We start from the raw sequence: 21,892 nt of genomic DNA on the forward strand, positions 1-21,892 counted from the left end.
CGTCCTAGGCCAGCTTCGATCGCTTCACCGAATAGCCGAAATAGACCAGGCAGGCCCCCGCCACCCACACCGCGAACAGGATCCAGGTGTCCAGCGGCAGGCCGTAGATCAGGTAGCCGCAGAACGCCACGCTGAGCGCCGGCACGAGCGGATACAGGGGCACGCGGTAGCCGCGCGGCAGGTCCGGCTGGGTCCGGCGCAGGATGATCACGCCCAGCGAGACGATGGCGAAGGCGATCAGCGTGCCCATGCTGGTCAGGTTGACCAGGGTGTCCAGCGGCACGAAGGCCGCCAGAGCCGCGATGAAGGCCGCCACGATCCAGGTGTTGAGGTCCGGGCTCTGGGTCCTGGGGTTCACCCGCTGGAACACCTTGGGCAGCAGACCGTCGCGGCTCATGGCGTAAAGGATGCGGGTCTGGCCGTACATGACCACCAGGGTGATCGAGAAGATCGAGACGATGGCCCCGACGCAGAGGATCAGCGAGGTCCAGGCCTGGCCGGTCAGGTTGCGCAGGATCACCGCCAGTCCGGCCTCCTGGCCCGCGAAGGCGGTCCAGGGCTGGGCCCCGACGGCGGCCAGGGCCACCAGGATGTAGACGCCGGTGACGATCAGCAGGGACAGGATGATGCCCAGCGGCAGGGTGCGGCGCGGATCCTTGACCTCGTCGCCGGCCGTCGAGACCGCGTCGATGCCGATATAGGAGAAGAAGATCGACGAGGCCGCCGCGCCGACCCCGGCCACGCCCATCGGCATGAACGGCGTCAGGTTGCCGGCGTGGAAGCCGCTGAAGGCGATGACCACGAAGAACAGCAGCACCAAGAGCTTCAACACCACCAGCACGGCGTTGACCGTCACCGATTCCTTCACCCCGCGCAGCAGCAGGATCAGGCATGCCCCGACCAGCACCACGGCCGGCAGGTTGAACACCCCGCCCGCCCCCGGAGCCTTGGCGATGGCGTCGGGCATGCGCCAGCCGATCAGGTCGGAGAACATCTCGTTCAGGTACTGCCCCCAGCCCACGGCGATCGCCGAGGCCGACACCGCGTACTCCAGCAGCAGGCACGCCCCGACGATGAAGGCCACGAACTCGCCCAGGGTGGCGTAGGCGTAGCTGTAGGACGAGCCCGACACCGGAATGGTCGAGGCCAGCTCGGCGTAGCACAGGGCCGTCAGGGCCGCGGTGATCCCGGCGATCACGAAGCTGACGACCACGGCCGGCCCGGCGGCCGGTACGGCGGTGGTCAGGGCCACGAAGATGCCGGTGCCGATCGTCGCCCCGACGCCCAGCATGGTCAGCTGGAACAGGCCGATCGAGCGGTGCAGGCCCTCTTCGGGGAGATGCTCGCCGCCCTCGGCGACGACCTGGCCCACGGGCTTGCGGCGAAGAAGGTCGGCCGCGCGAAACTGGCCCATGGAGATCCTCGAGGTCTGGAAGGCGGCGGCAAACTAGCCTCGCCCTGCACCCGACATCAACTTGCCTTCGCGCCCGTCCGCCTCGAAGCTGGACCTGGACGCCCTCAGCCATGTCGAGGTGATCTATGTCTTCGACCGGGTGGCCGACGACCAGATCGTCACCGGCGCCCGCCACCCGCGCGGCAACACCGTCTGGCCCAGGGGCGGGATCTTCGCCCAGGGTCGGGATCACCCTTGTATCTTGATCGCTGCTCAAAGCCATCACGCCTTCGAGCCGCGATCCAGATACAAGGGGGCAGGAAGGCGGCCACCGGTCCCCCTCAGGCTCGAAAGCCGACTTACCCGCGCTCGCCCTCGAACATGTAGTCGCGGGTGATCGGCAAGGCGCCGACCTTCTTGGCGACCTGGATCTGGAAGACCATGTGGCCGCCATAGCGGAAGCCCAGCTCGGCCCCGCACAGGTAGAACTCCCACATCCGCCGGAACCGTTCGTCGAACATGACGGGGATGTCGGGATCGGCCAGGAAGCGCATCCGCCAGTGCTTGCAGGTCTCGGCGTAGTGCAGGCGCAGGATCTCGATGTCGGTGATCCACAGGCCGGCCGCCTCGACCGCCTTGACGATCTCCGACAGGCCCGGAATGTAGCCGCCGGGGAAGATGTACTTGGCCGTGAAGGCGTTGGTGGCGCCGGGCCCGCTCATGCGGCCGATCGCGTGGATCACCGCGCTGCCGTCGTCGGCCAGCAGCCGCTTGACCGTCTCGAAATAGGTCCGGAAGTTCGGGGCGCCGACATGCTCCAGCATGCCGACCGAGACGATGCGGTCGAAGGTCTCGTCCAGGTCGCGATAGTCGGTCAGGCGGAACTCGACCCGGTCGGACAGGCCGGCCTTCTCCGCCCGTTCCCGCGCCAGGGCCAGTTGCTCGGTCGACAGGGTGACCCCGGTCATCTTCGCCCCGTGGTCGGCGGCCAGGGTCAGGGACAGGCCGCCCCAGCCCGCGCCGATGTCCAGCACCTTCATGCCGGGTGTGATGTTCAGCTTGGCCCCGATATGGGCCTTCTTGGCGGCCTGGGCCTCCTCAAGCGTCATGTCCGGCCGGGCGAAATAGGCGCAGCTGTACTGCATGTCCGCGTCGAGGAAGCGTTTGTAGAGTTCGTTGCCCACGTCGTAGTGGTGGGCGACGTTGCGGCGCGAGGCGAGGCGGTCGTTGACCGACTGCACCGTGCGCTTGACCGCCTTGCGGGCCCGGGTCAGGGGTGTGCCGCGCTTAGGCGTGCGCCCGCCGCTCTTGCCGACGATCTCCAGCAGGCCCCACAGGGTTCCCTGCTCGATCTTCAGGTCGCCCTCCATATAGGCCTCGCCCAGGCCCAGGCTGGGATTGGCCACCAGGCGGCGCAGGCCCCGGGCGTTGACCCGCATGGTCACGGGCGGACCCGAGCCGTCGCCGGCCTTCTTCACCGAGCCGTTGGGAAGGTGGACGGTCAGGTCGCCGACCTTGACCATCTTGTTCAGCAGCGCTTCGATCATGGCGGCGACCCTAGCGCGAGCGCCGCCGGAGAAAAGACCGAAATTTTCGTCCGCCTTCCCTTGAAAAACACGCGCCGCGAACCGGTCAGCGCTCGCTGTCGAGGTGGGCCATCTGGGCTTCGGCGTAGCGTGTCCCGGCCGCCGCGTCCCGGGGCACGGCGCGTTCGATGGCGGCCAGGTCGTCGGCCGACAGCGTCACGTCCAGCGCGCCCAGCGACTCCGACAGCCGCGCGCGGGTGCGGGCCCCGACCAGGGGCACGATGTCGTCTCCCTGCGCCGCCACCCAGGCGATGGCGATCTGGGCGACGCTGACGCTCTTGGCCTCGGCGATCTTCCGCAGCGCCTCGACAAGGGCCAGGTTCCGGTCGACATTGCCGTCCTGGAAGCGCGGGGAATAGGCGCGGAAGTCGCCCTTGGCCTGGCCCTGGCCCTTGTCCCAGTGGCCGCTGATCAGGCCGCGCGACAGCACGCCATAGGCGGTCATGCCAATGCCCAGTTCGCGCAGCACCGGCAGGATCTTGTCCTCGACCCCGCGGGTGATCAGGGCGTATTCGATCTGCAGGTCGACGATCGGATGGACGGCGTGGGCCTTGCGGATGGTCTCGACCCCGACCTCGGACAGGCCGATATGGCGCACGAAGCCGGCCTGGACCATTTCGGCGATCGCCCCGACCGTGTCCTCGATCGGCACCTGGGGGTCCAGGCGGGCTGGACGGTAGATGTCGATGTGGTCGACGCCCAGCCGCTGCAGCGTATAGGCCAGCGAGGTCTTCACCGCCGCCGGGCGGCCGTCGAAGCCGATCCAGCCCGCCCCAGGGTCGCGCTGGGCGCCGAACTTGACGCTGAGCACGGCCTTGTCGCGCCTATTTCCTTTAAGGAGGCCGCCCTTCAGCGCCTCGCCGATCAGCATCTCGTTGTGGCCCATGCCGTAGAAATCGCCGGTGTCGATCAGGGTGATCCCGGCCTCAAGGGCGGCGTCGATCGTGGCCAGGCTCTCGGCCCGGTCGGACGGGCCGTACATGCCCGACATGCCCATGGTGCCCAGACCCAGGGCGGAAACGACGGGGCCGGTCTTGCCGAGTTGACGCGTTTGCATGGTGAAGTCTCCGGAGAGGTGTTCGATGGCGGGGACTATGCGCCGTCGCATCGTGTGCGATAATCCGGCCATTGCGGCACAAGCCGTTCGGAAAATCGCACAATGGCTCAACCCAACCTCGCCGATCTCGACGCTTTCACCGCCGTCGCTCGGGCTCGCAGTTTCCGGGGCGCGGCCGCCCAGCGTGGGGTTTCGGCCTCGTCGCTGTCCGAAGCCCTGCGCCGGCTGGAGGCGGATCTCGGCGTGCGCCTGCTGAACCGCACTACCCGCAGCGTCACCCCCACCGAGGCCGGCGAGCGGTTGCTGGCGCGCCTGACCCCGGCCCTGGCCGACGTCGGCCTGGCCCTGGACGAGGTCAACGCCTTCCGCGACAGCCCGACCGGCGTGCTGAAGCTCAACGTGCCCGGCGCGGTGGCGCGGATCGTCTTCCCCGATCTGATCCCGCGTTTCCTGGCGGCCCATCCGGGCGTGCGGGCCGAGATCACCGCCGACGACGCCTTCGTCGACGTCCTGGCGGCCGGCTACGACGCCGGCGCGCGCTATGACGAGCGGCTGGAGAAGGACATGATCGCCGTGCCCCTGGCCGGGCCGCAACGGTTCGTGGTGGTGGGTTCGCCGGCCTATTTCGCCGCCCACGGCCGGCCCGCCCATCCGCGCGACGTCCTGGCCCACGCCTGCATCCGCCACCGCTTCACCCACGGCACGAGCTACGCCTGGGAGTTCGAGAAGGACGGCGAAGTGATCCGCGTCCAGCCCGAGGGCCCCCTGATCACCAACAGCGGCGAGCTGGAACTGGCCGCCTGCGAGGCGGGGGTGGGCCTACTGGCCACCTTCGAGGGCTTCGTGGCCGGCTCGATCGCCGCCGGACGCCTGGAGACGGTGCTGGACGACTGGCTGCCGCCGTTCAGCGGGCCCTATCTCTACTATCCCAGCCGAAGGCACATGCCCGCGCCGCTGCGGGCGTTCGTGGACTTCGTGAAGGCGGAACGCGCGGGGCGCTGAGTCCCTAGAGGCAGCCGGTGTCAGAATAGAAGACGGAGAGGTCCGATATCCTGCCGGCTCCATCGACCGTCCAGGAAATCAGGACCGGCGATTTGCACAAGCCCACCGCGCCCGCTGAAAAGGAGCGGTCCTTCACGGGTCCCATGCCCTGGCTGGACAGATAGTCAGCCAGGCCGGCTTCCGGTGTCCCGATCGGAAAGCGTTCGCCTATCTGCTGTCGAAGCCGCTGTGTGGCCTTGGCGTCTTCCCAATCTGCCCCTGTCAGTCCGGCGAACAGCGGCGTCGCCGGCAGGCGCGGCCTGCTGGCGCAGCCGCTCAAGCTCGCCATCAAGAGCGCGACGGCAAGTCCAGCTTTCAACCGCATGACGACGCTCCCTACCACGGCCGCTTCGCACGCTTCTTCAAAGGGCGTGGCGGGTCAAGCCGGAAGCACCGACCGGCGCCCGCCCCCGTCCAGGAGTGATTGTAGAGCCCTTGCAGGGCGCGTGTCTCTCCGGTCGTTGAGAGGTGAAATCTTCCCTGAACACCCCGCGCTAAGCGTCGCATTAGAAAGGCTGTTCTTGCTTATGCGCCTTGCGGGGCGTAACGGGTCCGCTCCCGCCGCCGATGGCGGGCTCAAGAGACGAATTGGAGGCTGCGATGGGCTACCGGGTCGCCGTGGTCGGCGCCACGGGCAATGTGGGCCGTGAAATGTTCAACATCCTCGAGGAAGTGAAATTCCCCGTGGACAGGATGCATGCCATCGCCTCGCGCAAATCCATCGGCGTGGAAGTCTCGTTCGGCAGCCAGATCGTTCGCTGCGAGGACCTGGAGACCTTCGACTTCTCGACCGTCGACATCGTGCTGATGAGCGCGGGCGGGTCGATCTCGAAGGCCTGGGGCGAGAAGATCGGCGCCGCGGGCGCGATCGTCATCGACAATTCCAGCCACTTCCGGATGGACCCGGACGTGCCGCTGGTCGTGCCGGAAGTGAACCCCGACGCGGTCAACAGCCTGCCCAAGAACATCATCGCCAACCCCAACTGCTCCACGGCCCAGCTGGTGGTGGTGCTCAAGCCCCTGCACGACGAGGCCAGGATCAAGCGCGTCGTCGTCTCGACCTACCAGTCGGTGTCGGGCGCGGGCAAGGAAGGCATGGACGAGCTGTGGGAGCAGACCAAGGGCGTCTTCGTCCTGGGCGCGCCGGCCCCCAAGAAGTTCACCAAGCAGATCGCCTTCAACGTCATCCCCCACATCGACGTCTTCATGGAAGACGGCTTCACCAAGGAAGAGTGGAAGATGATGGCGGAGACCAAGAAGATCCTGGATCCGTCGATCAAGCTGACCGCCACCTGCGTGCGGGTGCCGGTCATGGTCGGCCACGCCGAGGCGGTGAACATCGAGTTCGAAACCCCGCTGGACGAGGACGACGTCCGCGAGATCCTGCGCGACGCCGACGGCGTGGTGGTGGTCGATAAGCGCGAGGACGGCGGCTACATGACGCCGAAGGAAAGCGCCGGCGAGTTCCCGGTCTATGTCTCGCGCATCCGCACCGACCCGACCGTGGACAACGGCGTCGCGCTGTGGTGCGTGGCCGACAACCTGCGCAAGGGCGCGGCGCTGAACGCCGTGCAGATCGCGCAGCTGCTGCATGAGAAGGGCCTCATCAAGCAGAAACTCCCGGCCTAGGCCGCCCTCCGCAACCAGCGGGTGGACGATCTCAGGGGCTCCCGGGACTTGAAGGTCCCGGGAGCCCTTTTCATTTGCGATACGAGGAACGACGCCATGTCGGCGGACTTGACCAAGAGCCCGGACGAAGCCCGGACAGCGCTGATCGCCGGGGTGGGCTGCTACCTGCTGTGGGGCGTGCTGCCGCTCTATTTCCACCTGCTGTCCCTGCTGGGCGTCGGCGCGTGGGAGATGGTCGCTCACCGCACCCTGTGGGCCGCGCCGTGGGCGTTCCTGGCCGTGCTGATGGCCGGCCAGGGCGGGCAGGTGGCGGCCGTGCTGCGCCAGCCCCGCACCCTGGGGATCCTGGCCTTGAGCACGGCGGCGATCTTCATCAACTGGTCGATCTATGTGTTCGCGGTCACCGCCGGTCACGTGATCGAGGCCAGTCTGGGCTATTACATCAACCCGCTGATGAACATGGCCGCGGGCGCCCTGCTGTTCCGCGAACGGATCAGCCGCGAGGGGGCGATCGCCATCGGCCTGGCGGTGATCGGCGTGGCGATCCAGACCGCCGCCCTGGGCCACCTGCCGATCATCTCGCTAGGCGTGGCCTTCAGCTTCTGCCTCTACGCCATCCTGCGCAAACAGGTGAAGGCCGACGCCCAGACGGGCCTGTTCATCGAATGCGTCTACCTGGCCGTGCCCGGCCTGGTCTATGTGCTGCACCTGCAGGCGACGGGCGCCGGCCACTTCGCCACGGGCGCGGGGGTGACCACCCTGCTGCTGCTGGCCGGGCCGGCGACGGTCGTGCCCCTGGCCCTGTTCGCCTGGTCGGCCCGCCGCATGCCGCTCAGCGCCATGGGTTTCCTGCAGTTCATCGCCCCGACCCTGCAGTTCCTGATCGGCGTGGCGCTGGGCGAGGCCTTCACCCCGATGCGGGCCCTGTCGTTCGTGTTCATCTGGCTGGGCGTGGCGACGTTCGCCTATGGGGCCTGGAAGCGGACGCGGGCGGTGACCAGGGTCTAGCCTTCGGGACAGGTGGCGCGGCGGGGAGACCCGTCGTAGCCTCCGCCCCATGACCGGACCGGTGCATCCCCCGTGCGACGAAGGCGCCATCCGCGCGCACGCCGCCGCCGACCTGCCCGCGCCGCGCAAGCGCCTGGCCCTGGCGGCCACGGTGCTGGGTTCGAGCATGGCCTTCATCGACGGCTCGGTGGTCAATGTCGCCCTGCCGGCCATGCGCACCGCGCTGAACGCCGACGCGGCCCAGGTGCAGTGGATCGTCAACGCCTACCTGCTGTTGCTGGGCGCCCTGGTGCTGATCGGCGGCTCGGCCGGCGACCGCTATGGGCGGCGCAAGGTGTTCGTCATGGGGGTGGCGCTGTTCGCGACCGCCTCGCTGGGCTGCGCCCTGGCCCCGGACGCCGGCTGGCTGATCGCCGCCCGCGCGGTCCAGGGGATTGCCGCGGCCATGCTGGTCCCGGCCAGCCTGGCCATCCTGGGCTCGACCTTCGGCGACCAGGAGCGCGGGGCGGCGATCGGGGCGTGGGCCGGGTTCGGGGCGGTGACCACGGCGATCGGCCCGGTGCTGGGCGGCTGGCTGGTCGACCACGTCTCGTGGCGGGCCATCTTCCTGATCAACCTGCCGCTGGCCGCCGCCACCGTCTGGCTGGCCCTGGCGGCCGTGCGCGAGAGCCGCGACCCCGAGGTCCAGTCGCTGGACTGGCGCGGCGCGGCCCTGGCCGCGACGGGCCTGGGCGCCCTGACCTGGGGCCTGACCGCCGCGGGCCAGCGGGGCTGGACCAGCGGCGCGGTCTGGATGGCCCTAGCGCTCGGCGCGGCCCTCCTGACGGGCTTCGTGGTCAGCCAGGCCCGCGAGAAGCACCCGATGATGCCGCTGTCCCTTTACCGCTCCAGGACCTTCAGCGGCGCCAACCTGCTGACCCTGGCGCTCTATTTCGGCCTGACCGGCGCCCTGTTCTTCCTGCCGTTCGAACTGATCGCCCGCCACGGCTATTCGGCCGCCGGCGCCGGGGCGACCCTGCTGCCGTTCTCGGCGATCATGGGGACGCTGTCAGGGACGGCGGGTCGGCTGGCCGACCGGTTCGGGGCCCGGCCGATGCTGACCGTCGGCCCGATCCTGGCCGGCGTCGGCTTCGGCCTGCTGGGCGCGCCATGGATCGGCTCGGGCTACTGGACCGGCGTGCTGCCCGGCGTGCTCGTCGTCGCCCTGGGCATGACCATCGCCGTCGCGCCCCTGACCAATACGGTGATGAGCGCGGTGGCCGCCAGCCACGCCGGCGTCGCCTCGGGGATCAACAACGCCGTCGCCCGGATCGCTGGCCTGCTGGCGGTGGCGGTGCTGGGCCTGATCTATTTCGCCCCCGGCGCCGAAGGCTATCCCTGGGTGATGGGGGTCAGCGCCGTGACGGCCGTGGCGGCTGGGATTGTCGGGGCGCTGATGATCGAGGGAAAACCGGCCCGGAAGGCCTGACCCGGTCAACCGCTCATCCGGGCGCAGCGGCCGGCCGCGTGAGGGAGCAAAGCCGTGCATCCAAGATCCTCTCCACGGGGGAGGGGCGATCGGCCGAACCCGCCCTCGCCGCACACCCGTCGTTAAGCCGCCGCCGCTAAGCTCCCGCGCCATGACCCACCGTCCTTCCTCCGCCGGGATCACCCCCGAACAGCTGGCGACGCTCAGCCACGAATTCCGCACCCCGCTGAACGGGGTGCTGGGCATGGCGCGGCTGCTGGAGGGGACGCGGCTGACGGCCGAGCAGCGAGCCTATGTCGGCGCCCTGCGCGAAAGCGGCGACCACCTGCTGTCGCTGGTCAACGACGTGCTGGACTTCGCCCGGCTGGGGGCGACGGCCATCGAGCTGCACGCCGCCCCGGTCGACGTCGAGAACCTGCTGCGCCAGGTGGCCGAGCTGCTCAGCCCCCGCGCCCACGAAAAGGCCATCGAGATCGCCTGGGCCGCCGCGCCCGGCCTGCCGACGATCCTGGCCGACGAGGGCCGGCTGCGGCAGGTGCTGCTGAACTACGCCGGCAACGCCATCAAGTTCACCGAGGTCGGCGGGGTGCTGCTGAGCGCCGAGCCGGCCGCCGACGGCCGGGTTCGCTTCTCCGTCCGCGACACCGGTCCCGGCGTCGCTCCGGAAGCCCGGGCCGCCATCTTCGAGGCCTTCGTCCAGACCGATCCCTCGCATCAGGCCCAGCTGGGCGGAGCGGGGCTGGGCCTGGCCATCGTCGCCCGCCTGGCCGAGGCCATGGACGGCGAGGCCGGGGTCGGCGGCGAGCTGGGCCAGGGGGCCGACTTCTGGTTCGAGGCCCCGTTCGAGGTCGCCCCGACGCCGCCCGCGGAGCTGCCGCTGGCCGGCCGCGCCGTGGCCATCGCCTCGCCCAACGCCATGATCCGCGAGGCGGCCCTGCGTCAGGTCCGGGCCAGCGGCGGCCAGGCCCTGGCCGGCGAGACGGTGACCCAGGCCCTGAAGGGCGCGCCGGCCGACGCCGTGCTGCTGCTCGACGCCGCTCTCGCCGGGCCGCGCGGAGCGCTGAAACCGCCGGCCGGCCGGGCCTGCGTCGTCCTGCTGACCCCCGACCAGCGCGACCGCATCCCCAAGCTGAAGGCCGCCGGCCTGGGCTATCTGATCAAGCCGCTGCGCCGCGCCTCGCTGATCGCCCAGGTGCTGGCCGCTCGCCCCGCGACCCGGACCCCGGCGATCGAGGCCGTCCCGACCCCGGCCCACGAGGACGACCGTATCGCCCCCGCCGCCGCTCCCGGCGTTCGCGTGCTGCTGGCCGAGGACAACCCGATCAACGCCCTGCTGGCCCGCGCCCTGCTGGAGCGCGAGGGCTGCCGGGTCGACCGGATCGCCAGCGGCGACGAGGCTGTTTCGGCCCTGTCGCGCGGCTTCTACGACCTGATCCTGATGGACCTGCGCATGCCGGGCCTGAACGGCATCGAGGCGACCAAGGCCCTGCGCGAGCGCGGCGTCACCACGCCGATCGTCGCCCTGACCGCCGACGCCTTCGACGAGGACCGCCGCGCCTGCCTGGCGGCGGGCATGAACGACTTCCTGGCCAAGCCCCTGACGCCCCCCGCCCTGCGCGGCGTGCTGACCAACTGGACCGGCCTTGGCTGGACGAAAGCCACGACGCGCGCCAAGGTCGCCGGCTGATGGCGGGGCGGCTTCCCCGCTCCGGGGACCGCCACGCATGACCGACGCCAAACCCGCGCCGCAGAAGAAGACCCTTCTGCAGACCCTGGCCTTCTTCGGTGAGCGTCGCAGCCTGGTGATGCTGGGCCTGGGGTTCGCCTCGGGCCTGCCCTTCATGCTGATCTTCGACACCCTGTCGCTGTGGCTGCGCGACGCGGGCCTGTCCCTGGCGGTGATCGGCTTCTTCAGCCTGGCGACGCTGTCGTTCTCGTTCAAGTTCCTCTGGGCCCCGCTGATCGACCGCACCAAGCTGCCGGTCCTGCATGGGCTGGTCGGCCACCGGCGGGCCTGGATGCTGGTCTGCCAGGCGGTGATCATCCTGGGCCTGCTGGCCATTTCCGGCGTCAATCCGGCCGCGAACCTGCCGCTGATGGCCGCCATCGCCGTGATCGTCGGCTTCGCCACCGCCACCCAGGACATCGTCATCGACGCCTGGCGGATCGAGGTGGTCGACGCCGACCGCCAGGGCCAGATGGCGGTCGCCGTGCAGTGGGGCTATCGCGGCGCGATGATCATGGCCGGGGCCGTGCCGCTGATCCTGGCCGAGCGGTTCGGCTGGAACATCTCCTACCTGGTCATGGCTGGGGTCATGCTGATCGGCGTGGTCTCGACCTTGGCGGCGCCGCGCGAAGAGGCCCACGCCATCCGGCCTATCCATATCGACGGCGTCAACCAGCCCAAGGTCTTGGAGATCATCGAATGGCTGGTACGGCTGGCCATCCTGGTGGTTGGCGCCCTGCTCGTCGGTTCGGGCCTTTCGGGCGACGCCAGCCTGCTGTCCAAGCTGGCGGGTGGCGACGCCCTGGCCGAGGCCTGGAAGGCCAAGCCGAACGGGATCTGGCTGCAACTGGCCGGGGTGCTAGCGGGTCTCGCCGTGATCGTGGTCGCCGCTTGGCCGATCCCCAGGGTCAAGACCAAGCCCGGCGTCTATCTGTCGACGGCCCTCTATTCGCCGCTCAAGGAGTTCCTGACCCGCTTTTCGGGCGTGGCCGGCCTGATCCTGGCGGCGATCTGCGTCTACCGGGTCTCGGACTTCGTGCTCAACATCATGAACCCGTTCTACCGCGACATGGGCTTTTCCCTGACCGAGATCGCCGAGATCCGGAAGGTGTTCGGCATCATCGCCTCCATGGCCGGGGTGTTCCTGGGCGGGGTGGTCGTGGCCCGCTTCGGGCTGATGCGAGCCCTGATCGTCGGCGCGTTCGCCCAGCCGATCAGCAACCTGATGTTCGCCCTGCTGGCCATGAGCGGCCACAGCGTGCCGATGCTGTTCGCCTCGATCTGCATCGACAACATCGCCGGAGGCGTCGCGGGCACGGCCCTGATCGCCTACATGTCCAGCCTGACCACGGCGGGGTTCACGGCCACCCAGTACGCCCTGTTCTCGTCGCTCTACGCCTTGCCCGGCAAGCTGATCGCCTCGCAGTCGGGGCGGATTGTCGAGGCCTCGGCCGAGGCCGCGGAGCATGGCGGCCCGATCGGCGCGCTAAAGGGCCTGTTCACGCGCCTGCCACCCGAGAGCTTCACCGCCGCCGGCGCCAAGCTGGGGGTCAGCGCCCCAGCCATGGCGGCAGGCTACACGGCCTTCTTCCTCTACACGGCCCTGATCGGCGTCGTGGCCATTGTCCTGTCGTTCCTGGTCGCCGTGCGCCAGCCCAGGCACGCGGCGGCCAAGGCGGCGGAGGAAGAGCCAGATGCGGCGCAAGCCTAGCTTATACATCCCAACACCTCCGCCAACGCAGGGTGTTGCACTTCGTTTGAGAACTCAGGGGACCCAGATCCACAGGCTGGGCCTGACGGGATAAGCGCCGCGCCCTTGGAACTTGCCTTCGAGCTATTCCATCTGGGTCCCGGCATTCGCCGGGATAAGCGGCGTAATTTCTCAGGCCTCGCTCTTCAAACACACCACCTGGGCCACGCGCAGGTCGCGGCGCAGGCCGTCGGCGACGCGGCCGTAGTTCTCGGTGGTGATCGCCTCGCCCAAGGCGAAGCCGGCCGGCGGGCGGCGGCTCTGCTTGAGCAGGTCGTCGACGGTCTCCTGGGCGGTCGTGTAGATCCGGCCGCGGCGCGGCGACTCCGCCACCGTCACGCCGATCACCCGCCCGGCGCTGTCCAGGGCCGGGGCGCCCGACAGGCCCGACAGCGTGCCCTTCAGATTGTCGGTACGGCCGACCTCGGCCCAGACCAGCACCGGCTCGACCCGGGCGCCGCGCCCCCGGATGACCAGGTTCTCGCGGCCCAGCAGGCGCGAGGTGACCTCGCCCGGATGGCCCTGCGGGAAGCCCGGATGATAGGCCCGCTCGCCGCGCCGGGGCGGTTCGGCCAGGCCGCGCAGGGGCACGGCGGGCGCGCCGCCCTCGGTGGTCAGGATGGCCGCGTCGCCGGAAGGGTCCAGCGTGATGCGGGCCGCCACGCCCCGGCCGTCGGCCACGACGATCGCGGCGTCGCGGCAGCCGTCGACCACGTGCCGGGCGGTCAGCCACGAGCCGCCGTCGTCGACCGAGAAGGCCGTGCCGCTGCCGGGCTGGCCCTTCTCGGGCACCTGGACCACCACCGACGGATCGAACGGCGAGGCGGGACCCAGCGGCAGGCCCTCGCCGCCAGGGACCGGCGGCGGCGGCGGCGGCGCGTCCGAGCGCTCCTGCCGGCCGACGGCGACGACCACCAGGGCGGCCACCACCGCCCCGTAGATCAGCCAGTCCGGAAGTTTCGGGAAATGCACGGTACGCCCCCGCCCTCAGCCGGCGACCGCGGCGGCCAGGATCAGGGCGGTGGCCAGCTTGGCCCCGACCAGCAGGGCGGCGGCGGCGACCTCGCCCTCGTTGATCCGCTCGGGCAGGCCCTTGAGCAGCATGTCGGTGACGCGGAACACCAGCAGCTGGACGGCGATCGTCGAGACGCCCCACAGCACGATCTCCAGCGGCGAGACCGAGGCCTTCAGCGAGGTGGCCAGCGGGATGGCCAGGCCGACCATCACCCCGCCCAGCGACAGGGCGGCGGCGGCGTTGCCCTCGCGGATCAGCTTGATCTCCCGGTGCGGGGTCAGCAGGGCGTAGAGCGCCGTGCCGATGACCAGCATCACCAGGGTGATGGCCGCGTGCAGCAGGGTCAGGGGCAGGCCGCTGGCGAAGGCCTGGATCTCGGGCGACTGGAGCTGAGGCGGCATGAAGACGGTGATCCCGAACTGGAGGGACGCATTGCTAGCACGGGACCGGCGGCCGTGCGTAGGGGGCTCGTCGGGCGTGGATCCGACCCTTACGCCGCCGCCTCGTCCTCCTCATCGTCGTCCAGCACGCCGGCCATGGCCGCCATCGACAGCTTGCGCATCGCCGAGGCGCGGACCTTCTCGCTCTCGCTCTTCAGCTGGCCGCAGGCGGCCAGGATGTCGCGGCCGCGGGGGGTGCGGATCGGCGAGGAATAGCCGGCCCGGTTGAGGATCGCGGCGAAGGCCTCGATCGCGGCCCAGTCGGAGCACTGGTAGTCCGTGCCCGGCCACGGGTTGAACGGGATCAGGTTGACCTTGGCGGGGATGCCCTTGATCAGCTTGACCAGGGCGCGGGCCTCATCCGGGCTGTCGTTGACGCCCTTCAGCATGACGTATTCGAAGGTCACGCGACGAGCGTTGCTGAGGCCGGGATAGGCGCGGATGCCGGCCATCAGCTGGTCCAGCGGATACTTCTTGTTCAGCGGCACCAGCACGTCGCGCAGGGCGTCGTTGGTGGCGTGCAGGCTGATGGCCAGCATGGCCTGGGTCTTCTCGCCCAGGGCCTGCAGCTGCGGGACCACGCCCGAGGTCGAGACCGTGATCCGGCGGCGCGAGATGGCGATGCCTTCGTTGTCGCTGATGATCTCGATGGCGTCGGCCACCTGGCCCAGGTTGTAGAGCGGCTCGCCCATGCCCATGAACACGATGTTGCTCAGCAGGCGGTCGTCCTTGTCGGACGGCCATTCGGAGAGGTCGTCCTTGGCGATCTGCACCTGGGCGACGATCTCGGCGGCGGTCAGGTTGCGCACCAGGGCCTGGGTGCCGGTGTGGCAGAAGCTGCAGTTCAGCGTGCAGCCGACCTGGCTGGAGACGCAGAGCGCCCCCACCCGGCCCACGGACGGGATATAGACGGTCTCGACCTCGATCCCCGGCGCCATGCGGATCAGCCACTTGCGGGTGCCGTCCTTGCTGACCTGGCGCTCGACCACCTCGGGGCGGGCGATCGTGAAATGTTCGGTCAAGCGCGCCCGGGTCTCCTTGGCCACGTCGCTCATCTGGGCGAAGTCGGTGACGCCGCGATGATGCACCCAGCGGAAGATCTGGGTGGCGCGCATCTTGGCCTTGCCGTGCTCGACCACGCCGCTCTCGGTCAGGGCGGCCACCAGCTGCGGCCGGGTCAGGCCCGACAGGTTGATCAGCGGCTTGGGCGCATCGCCCCCTTCTTTCGAAGGAGAGGGCGCGACGCGGGACAGGTCGAGGGTGACGCTCAAGGGGCGGTCCGGAGGCAAGACATTTCAGGGATCGAGGCCAGGATATAGCAGCTCTCGCGGCTTTTTCCAAAAGGACGGGGCGTCGCGGCCCCGGACCTTGACGCCCGCGCCTGCGCCCTCTCCCATGCGGCGTCCGGATCCCTTGGGGATCGCCGAAATCTGGGGAGGCTCGATGAAGTCCCGTCTGCTGGCCGCGTGCGCGGCCGCGGCCCTGTGCGCCGCCGCCGTGTCCGCCCGGGCCCAGACCACCGCCTCGGCCCCCTCGCCCGCCGAAGCCACGGCCTTCGTCGACGCCGCCGAGAAGGACCTGATGGCCATGGGCGAATACGCCGCCCGCATGGCCTGGGTGCAGGCGACCTACATCACCGACGACACCAACTGGCTGAACGCCAAGGTCGACGCCGAGTCCAACGCCCTGGCCGTGAAATACGCCAAGCAGGCCGCCCGCTTCGACCGCACGCCGGTCGACCCGGTCACCCGCCGCAAGCTGAAGCTGCTGAAGGCCGGCCTGGTGCTGCCGGCCTCCGACCGGCCGGGCGCGGCCCAGGCGCTGGCCGACGTCCAGGCCCGGATGCGGGCGCTCTACTCGACCGGCAAGGTGACGATCGGTGGCGAGACCCTGACTCTGGACGACCTGGACGATCGCCTGCGCACCGAACGCGACCCGGCCAAGATCAAGGCCATGTGGGAGGCCTGGCACGCCGTGGCCAAGCCGATGGCCGCCGACTATCCCCAGCTGGTCAAGCTGGCCAACGAAGGCTCGGTCGAGCTGGGCTACAAGGACACCGGAGCCCTTTGGCGCTCGTGGTACGACATGGAGCCCGACGCCTTCGCCGCCAAGACCGACGCGTTGTGGGCCCAGGTCGCGCCCTTCTACAAGAACCTGCACTGCTATGTGCGGGGGCGGCTGAACGCCAAGTATGGCGACGCGGTGCAGCCGAAGACCGGTCCGATCCGCGCCGACCTGACCGGCAACATGTGGGCCCAGAGCTGGAGCAACATCTACGACATCGCCGCCCCGCAAGGCCTTCCCGGGCCAGGCTACGACCTGACCCAGTCGCTGGTCGCCAAGGGCTACGACGCCACCAGGATGATGAAGACCGGCGAGGGCTTCTACACCTCGATGGGCATGGCTCCGCTGCCGGGCACCTTCTGGACGCGGTCGATGATCACCCGGCCGCGGGATCGCGAAGTGGTGTGTCACGCTTCGGCCTGGGACGTCGATAACGACCAGGACATCCGGGTGAAGATGTGCACCCGGGTCAACGCCGACGACTTCTATACCGTGCACCACGAACTGGGGCATAACTTCTACCAGCGGGCCTACGCCGGTCAGCCCTACCTGTTCCGGGGCGGGGCCAATGACGGCTTCCACGAGGCGATCGGCGACTTCGTCGGCCTGTCGGCCCTGACCCCGACCTATCTGAAGCAGATCGGGGTGATCGACGCCGCGCCAGACGCGGACGCCGACATCCCGTACCTGCTGAACATGGCGATGGACAAGATCGCCTTCCTGCCGTTCGGCCTGCTGGTCGACAAGTGGCGCTGGCAGGTGTTCTCCGGCCAGATCGACCCCGCCCACTACAACGAGGCCTGGTGGAAGCTGCGCGCCCAGTACCAGGGCGTCGCCCCGCCCGGGCCGCGCCCGGCCGACGCCTTCGACCCCGGCGCCAAGTTCCACGTCGCCGACAGCACGCCCTATACCCGCTATTTCCTAGCCCGGGTCTACCAGTTCCAGTTCTACCGGGCCGCCTGCCGCCAGGCCGGCTGGAAGGGGCCGCTGAACCGCTGCTCGGTCTATGGCGACAAGGCGGTGGGCGAGAAGTTCGAGAAGATGCTGGCCATGGGCCAGTCCAGGCCCTGGCCCGAGGCCCTGGAGGCGTTCACCGGCGAGAAGGACTTGGACGCCAGCGCCATCGCCGACTATTTCGCGCCGCTGAACGCCTGGCTGATCAAGCAGAACAAGGGCCAGTCCTGCGGCTGGTAGACGCCGGAGACGGGCCCGAACGACGCTCGTGAAGGGTGATAGGATTCACCATCGTCGTTTGCAGCCCGTTCACCGTCCTTGGCGATAATGCCCGATCTCTGGGGAGTCGGGCCTTGCTCATGACCATGTGGAAACGCCTTGCGGCGCGCCTCGTCAGGCGTCTGGGCGACGACGAGCGCGGCGCGATCGCCGTGCAGTTCGCGCTGCTTCTGATCCCCATCGCCATCTTGACCTTCGGCCTGATCGACCTCAGCCGGGCCAGCGTCCAGAAGCGCCAGCTGCAGGACGCCCTCGACGCGGCGACCCTGATGGCCGCCCGCTCGACCGCGACCACCAACGCCGATCTGGACGCCATCGGCGACGCCGCCCTGGCCACAGAGATGGCCGGGCTGGGTGTGACCCTGACGGCCGCCAACTCGACGTTCTCGCTGGGCGACAACAACACCGTGGTCGGCACGATCCAGAACGTGACGATCAAGCCGATCATCTCCAATCTCTGGAGCACCGGCGATGCGAACGTCTCGGCGGGCTCCACGGTGATGCGCTCGGTCAACAAGCTGGAAGTGGCCCTGGTGCTCGACAACACCGGCTCGATGGGCAGCACCCTGGGCTCGGGGACCAAGAAGATCGACGCCCTGATCGACGCCTCCAAGTCGCTGGTCGACGTCCTGTCCGCCGCCGCGGCCCGGGCCAGCGAGACCGACGCGGTGAAGATCAGCGTCGTGCCCTTCTCGATGACCGTCAATGTCGGCTCGGCCTACAAGACCGAGAGCTGGATGTCAGGAAAGATGCCAGCGACTGGCTACGGGACCGACGTGTTCGCGACCAACCAGGACCGCTTCGCCCTGCTGTCGAACCTCGGCCTGACCTGGGCCGGCTGCGTCGAAAGCCGTCCCGCGCCCTATGACGTCACCGACGACCCGCCCACCAGCGCGACGCCCGCCTCGCTGTTCGTGCCGTTCTTCGCGCCGGACGAGCCCGACGACAACACCGTCGGCGTCAACCAATCCAGCTCGACCCGCTATCGCGACAGCCGGACCACCAGCACCTCCTATCCGATCCTGAACAACTGGCTGCCGGACGGCGTCTCGCCCAGCGGCACCTCGGCCACCGCCTGGAGCAGCCGCTCGACGCCGATCGCCAAGTACGGCCCGAACAACAAGAACAACGTGCTCAGCCTGGCCAAGACCGGCACGGTCTACGGCCCCAATTCCGGCTGCGGCATGACCAGCCTGATGCGCCTGACCAATGTTCGGACCACCACCGACCGGGACTTGGTGAAGACCAAGCTCGGGCAGATGGTCGCCAACGGCAACACCAACGTCGCCATGGGTCTGGTCTGGGGCTGGCACACCCTGTCGAACAACGCCCCTTTCGCCGACGGCGTCAATCCGACCACCGCCGACGGCAAGAAGACCACCAAGGTGATCGTGCTGCTGACCGACGGCGACAACACCAACGACACCTACAACAACCCCAACAACTCGGCCTATACCGGCTACGGCTACATCGGCCAGGGAAGGCTGAAGAACGCCAGCGGCACGTCCCTGACCACCAGCTCGACGGCCACCAACCGCCGCGACGCGATCGACAGCCGCGAGAAACTGGTCTGCGACAACGCCAAGGCCAAGGGGGTGAAAATCTACGCCATCGGCGTGGGGGTCTCCAGCCACTCCAAGACCATCCTGCAGGACTGCGCCAGCAAGCTGGACATGTATTATGACGTCACCGACGCCGCCCAGCTGACCGCGGTGTTCAACACCATCGCCGGCTCGATCCAGAACCTGCGGATCACCAAGTAAGCAAAAAGCCCCGGAGCGATCCTCCGGGGCTTTTCTCTTTTTGGCGGCGCCTCGCCGCTGGCTCGTCCTGCGACCGAGGGGGACCTGTAACCGTGACTAGGCCAGCTTGATCTCCCGCAGGCGCTGCTGGAGGAAGGCGTCGGCGGTGATCGGTTCGGGATAGCGGTCGGGGTTCTCCGCCGTGATGCAGCTGGGCAGGGTCTTGATCAGGTAGTCCGACGCGAAGTGCAGGAAGAACGGCGTCGAATAGCGCGGCACGCCGCGGCGTTCCGGCGGCGGATTGACCACCCGGTGGATGGTCGAGGGCAGGACGTGGTTGGTCAGGCGCTCCAGCATGTCGCCGATGTTGCAGACCACGCAGCCCGGCGGCGGGTTGATCGGCAGCCAGTCGCCGTTGCGGTCCAGGAGCTCCAGTCCACCCTCTTCTGCTCCAAGCAGCAGGGTGATGGTGTTGATGTCGCCGTGGGCCCCGGCCCGCACGCCGGTGGCGTCCTTGGGGATCGGCGGATAGTGCAGCAGGCGCAGCACGCTGTTGCCGTCCTTGACCGTCGGGTCGAAGAAGTCGCGGCCCAGCTCCAGATAGGTGGCGATGGCCTTCAGCACCCGCACGCCCAGGCTGTCGAGCGCGCCGTACAGCCAGCCGACATTATGGTGGAAACTGGGGATCTCGGCCGGCCAGACATTGTCGGCCATGGTGGCGCGGAACGGGTGGCCCGGCGGCAGGTCGCGGCCGACATGCCAGAATTCCTTCAGGTCGTAGTGGTCGGCGCCCTTGGCGGTCTCGATGCCGAACGGGATATAGCCGCGCGAGCCGCCCTTGATCCCGGCGTACTGGCGCTTGGTCTCCTCGGGCAGGGCGAAGAAGGCCTTGGCGTCGGCGATGGCGGCGTCGATCCGGGCCTGGGCCAGGTCGTGGTCCGAGATCACCGCGAAGCCGTAGCGCTGGAACGACGCGCCCAGCGCCTGGGCGAACCTGTCGAAATCCTTCGAGTACAGGGTGAACGAGACGGGTTCGATGGCGGATGCGGACACGGGCGTGGCCTCGGCTGGCAAGATGGGACTTAGTAAGATCGGACTTACTACACCGTCAGGCGCCCGGCGCGAAGGCTGTTCATCCTGGCGTCATGCGACATGGTGGAACGTGACCATGGACGAGGCGTTCTGCCTCGCAAGGATTCAACGACGCCAAGGATCACGGGCGATGGCCCGGGATCAAGGCCGCAAGAGGGAAAGACCGCGATGATGAACAAGTCCGCCCCGTGGATCGCCCTGGCGGGCGCCCTGGCCCTGGCCGCCTGCACCACCACCGACCCCTATACCGGCATGCCGGTGCGCAACAACACCGGGACCGGTGTCCTGACCGGCGCCGGCATCGGCGCGGCCCTGGGCTATCTGACCAACACCAACAAAGGCGAGCAGGGCCGCAAGAACGCCCTGATCGGCGCGGGCATCGGCGCCTTGGCTGGCGGCGCCGTGGGCAACTACATGGACCGTCAGCAGGCCGACTTCCGCCGCAGCCTGGAGGGCTCGGGCGTGATGATCCGCCGCAACGGCGACCAGATCGTGCTGGTCATGCCCAGCGACGTGACCTTCGCCGTCGACAAGTCGGACGTCCAGCCGCAGTTCACCCGGGTGCTGGACGACGTGGCCCGCACCCTGAACGCCTATCCCCAGACCACGATCGACGTGGTGGGTCACGCCGACAGCAGCGGTCCGGACGACTACAACCAGACCCTGTCGGAGCGCCGGGCCAGCGCCGTGGCCGGCTACCTGACCGGTCCCGGCCGGGTGCTGCCCGACCGCGTCTTCGTGGCCGGCCAGGGCGAGCGCCAGCCGATCGCCTCCAACGACACCGCCGAGGGCCGCGCCCAGAACCGCCGGGTCGAGATCATCCTGCGGCCGCTGACACGGTAGGACGGGCCGCCCGGCATGGCAGCGTTCGGGGGCATGCAGCTTTTCCCGTAGGGTAGGGAGAAGCCTACCGCTCCTCGTCGAACCGGTTGGACACCAGCTCGGTCAGGGCCTCGACCGCCGCGTCGGCTTCCGGGCCCTCGGCGGCGATGTCGATGGTCGAGCCGATGCCGGCGGCCAGCATCATCAGGCCCATGATCGAGCGGGCGTCGACGCTGGTCCCGTCGCGGGCGACCGTGACCTCGGCGTCGAAGCCCGAGGCCAGCTTGACAAACTTGGCCGAGGCGCGGGCGTGCAGCCCCCGCTCGTTGACGATCTCGACCGTTCGCTCCGCCATGCGACTCATTTTTCTCCCGCCAGCACGTAGGAGGCCACGGAGATATATTTGCGTCCAGCCTCCTGGGCGTGGGCGACGCAGGCCTGCAGGTTCTCGCGCTGGCGCACGCTGGCCAGCTTGATCAGCATCGGCAGGTTCAGGCCTGCGATCACCTCGGCCTTGGTCTGCTCCATCACCGAAATGGCCAGATTCGAGGGCGTGCCGCCGAACATGTCGGTCAGCAGGATCACGCCGTCGCCATCCTGGTCGACCGCGGCGCACGCCTTCAGGATATCCGACCGGCGACGCTCCATGTCGTCTTCCGGACCGATGCAGATGGCCTTCACCGCGCCCTGCGGCCCGACCACATGTTCCATGGCGGAGACGAACTCCTCCGCCAGCCGCCCGTGCGTGACTATCACGAGCCCGATCATGCCTGATCTCTCAAACGGGATCCCCATAACCCCTGGCGGCAGGGAGGCGCCGCGCGGG

19 protein-coding genes are annotated in these 21,892 nt (G+C 69.1%); 9 read left to right on the forward strand and 10 right to left on the reverse strand.

Features of this window, described 5'->3' with window-relative positions:
• Positions 1 to 4: 4 nt before the first annotated feature.
• The 3 genes from EV278_RS02160 to EV278_RS02175 form a co-directional block, all read right to left on the reverse strand.
• Positions 5 to 1,414 carry an amino acid permease gene (locus EV278_RS02160; protein WP_132086195.1) on the reverse strand — a complete coding sequence of 470 codons (1,410 nt, stop codon included), beginning with the start codon at positions 1,412 to 1,414 and terminating at the stop codon, positions 5 to 7.
• Positions 1,415 to 1,752: 338 nt separating this feature from the next.
• Complete coding sequence (locus EV278_RS02170; RefSeq protein ID WP_132086197.1) at positions 1,753 to 2,940, reverse strand: cyclopropane-fatty-acyl-phospholipid synthase family protein; 1,188 nt, start codon at positions 2,938 to 2,940, stop codon at positions 1,753 to 1,755.
• A gap of 85 nt (positions 2,941 to 3,025) precedes the next feature.
• A complete protein-coding gene (locus tag EV278_RS02175) occupies positions 3,026 to 4,036 on the reverse strand; it encodes an aldo/keto reductase (RefSeq protein WP_132086199.1) in 1,011 nt (336 codons plus the stop codon).
• Between the two features lie 102 nt (positions 4,037 to 4,138).
• Between EV278_RS02175 and EV278_RS02180 the strand changes: the two genes are divergently transcribed.
• Positions 4,139 to 5,038 carry a LysR family transcriptional regulator gene (locus EV278_RS02180; RefSeq protein WP_132086201.1) on the forward strand — a complete coding sequence of 300 codons (900 nt, stop codon included), beginning with the start codon at positions 4,139 to 4,141 and terminating at the stop codon, positions 5,036 to 5,038.
• Between the two features lie 4 nt (positions 5,039 to 5,042).
• Here the strand turns inward: EV278_RS02180 and EV278_RS02185 are convergent, their stop codons facing one another.
• Positions 5,043 to 5,402, reverse strand: coding sequence for a hypothetical protein (locus tag EV278_RS02185; protein ID WP_132086203.1), 360 nt, complete (start codon positions 5,400 to 5,402; stop codon positions 5,043 to 5,045).
• A gap of 275 nt (positions 5,403 to 5,677) precedes the next feature.
• On the opposite strand from EV278_RS02185, the gene EV278_RS02190 reads away from it, so the two are divergent.
• The 5 genes from EV278_RS02190 (at position 5,678) to EV278_RS02210 (ending at position 12,619) form a co-directional block, all read left to right on the forward strand.
• A complete protein-coding gene (locus tag EV278_RS02190) occupies positions 5,678 to 6,706 on the forward strand; it encodes an aspartate-semialdehyde dehydrogenase (protein ID WP_132086205.1) in 1,029 nt (342 codons plus the stop codon).
• Positions 6,707 to 6,802: 96 nt separating this feature from the next.
• A complete protein-coding gene (gene rarD, locus EV278_RS02195; protein ID WP_132086207.1) occupies positions 6,803 to 7,714 on the forward strand; it encodes an EamA family transporter RarD in 912 nt (303 codons plus the stop codon).
• 49 nt (positions 7,715 to 7,763) lie between these two features.
• Positions 7,764 to 9,182: an MFS transporter gene (locus EV278_RS02200; protein ID WP_132086209.1), complete on the forward strand. Its 1,419-nt coding sequence runs from the start codon at positions 7,764 to 7,766 to the stop codon at positions 9,180 to 9,182.
• Positions 9,183 to 9,333: 151 nt separating this feature from the next.
• Complete coding sequence (locus EV278_RS02205) at positions 9,334 to 10,869, forward strand: response regulator (protein WP_132086211.1); 1,536 nt, start codon at positions 9,334 to 9,336, stop codon at positions 10,867 to 10,869.
• A 37-nt stretch (positions 10,870 to 10,906) separates the two neighbouring features.
• Entirely contained in the window at positions 10,907 to 12,619 is a 1,713-nt protein-coding gene (locus tag EV278_RS02210) for an MFS transporter (RefSeq protein WP_132086213.1), read from the forward strand.
• A 171-nt stretch (positions 12,620 to 12,790) separates the two neighbouring features.
• On the opposite strand, the gene EV278_RS02215 is transcribed toward EV278_RS02210, so the two are convergent.
• From EV278_RS02215 to rlmN, 3 genes are all read right to left on the reverse strand, one after another.
• On the reverse strand, positions 12,791 to 13,630 hold the full coding sequence (locus EV278_RS02215) for a serine protease (protein ID WP_132086215.1): 840 nt from the start codon (positions 13,628 to 13,630) through the stop codon (positions 12,791 to 12,793).
• Positions 13,631 to 13,645: 15 nt separating this feature from the next.
• Entirely contained in the window at positions 13,646 to 14,074 is a 429-nt protein-coding gene (locus tag EV278_RS02220) for a DUF350 domain-containing protein (RefSeq protein ID WP_056754991.1), read from the reverse strand.
• A gap of 89 nt (positions 14,075 to 14,163) precedes the next feature.
• On the reverse strand, positions 14,164 to 15,384 hold the full coding sequence (gene rlmN, locus EV278_RS02225; RefSeq protein ID WP_132086217.1) for a 23S rRNA (adenine(2503)-C(2))-methyltransferase RlmN: 1,221 nt from the start codon (positions 15,382 to 15,384) through the stop codon (positions 14,164 to 14,166).
• Between the two features lie 172 nt (positions 15,385 to 15,556).
• Between rlmN and EV278_RS02230 the strand changes: the two genes are divergently transcribed.
• Both EV278_RS02230 and EV278_RS02235 read left to right on the forward strand, forming a co-directional pair.
• Complete coding sequence (locus EV278_RS02230) at positions 15,557 to 17,371, forward strand: M2 family metallopeptidase (RefSeq protein WP_132086219.1); 1,815 nt, start codon at positions 15,557 to 15,559, stop codon at positions 17,369 to 17,371.
• 119 nt (positions 17,372 to 17,490) lie between these two features.
• Positions 17,491 to 19,173, forward strand: a complete 1,683-nt coding sequence (locus EV278_RS02235) for a TadE/TadG family type IV pilus assembly protein (protein WP_165916497.1) — start codon at positions 17,491 to 17,493, stop codon at positions 19,171 to 19,173.
• 96 nt (positions 19,174 to 19,269) lie between these two features.
• Here the strand turns inward: EV278_RS02235 and EV278_RS02240 are convergent, their stop codons facing one another.
• Entirely contained in the window at positions 19,270 to 20,205 is a 936-nt protein-coding gene (locus tag EV278_RS02240; protein WP_132086223.1) for a 2-oxoglutarate and iron-dependent oxygenase domain-containing protein, read from the reverse strand.
• A gap of 207 nt (positions 20,206 to 20,412) precedes the next feature.
• On the opposite strand from EV278_RS02240, the gene EV278_RS02245 reads away from it, so the two are divergent.
• Positions 20,413 to 21,087 (forward strand): OmpA family protein, encoded by a 675-nt coding sequence (locus EV278_RS02245; RefSeq protein ID WP_132086225.1) that lies wholly within the window; start codon positions 20,413 to 20,415, stop codon positions 21,085 to 21,087.
• 64 nt (positions 21,088 to 21,151) lie between these two features.
• On the opposite strand, the gene EV278_RS02250 is transcribed toward EV278_RS02245, so the two are convergent.
• Positions 21,152 to 21,430, reverse strand: coding sequence for an HPr family phosphocarrier protein (locus EV278_RS02250; protein WP_056756108.1), 279 nt, complete (start codon positions 21,428 to 21,430; stop codon positions 21,152 to 21,154).
• The gene (locus EV278_RS02255; RefSeq protein WP_035080717.1) at positions 21,427 to 21,834 is read right to left on the reverse strand and encodes a PTS sugar transporter subunit IIA; all 408 of its coding nucleotides are present in this window, start codon (positions 21,832 to 21,834) and stop codon (positions 21,427 to 21,429) included. The genes EV278_RS02250 and EV278_RS02255 overlap by 4 nt, the downstream gene beginning before the upstream one ends.
• Positions 21,835 to 21,892: the final 58 nt, after the last annotated feature.

Source organism: Caulobacter sp. BK020, assembly GCF_004342605.1.
GTDB lineage: Bacteria > Pseudomonadota > Alphaproteobacteria > Caulobacterales > Caulobacteraceae > Caulobacter.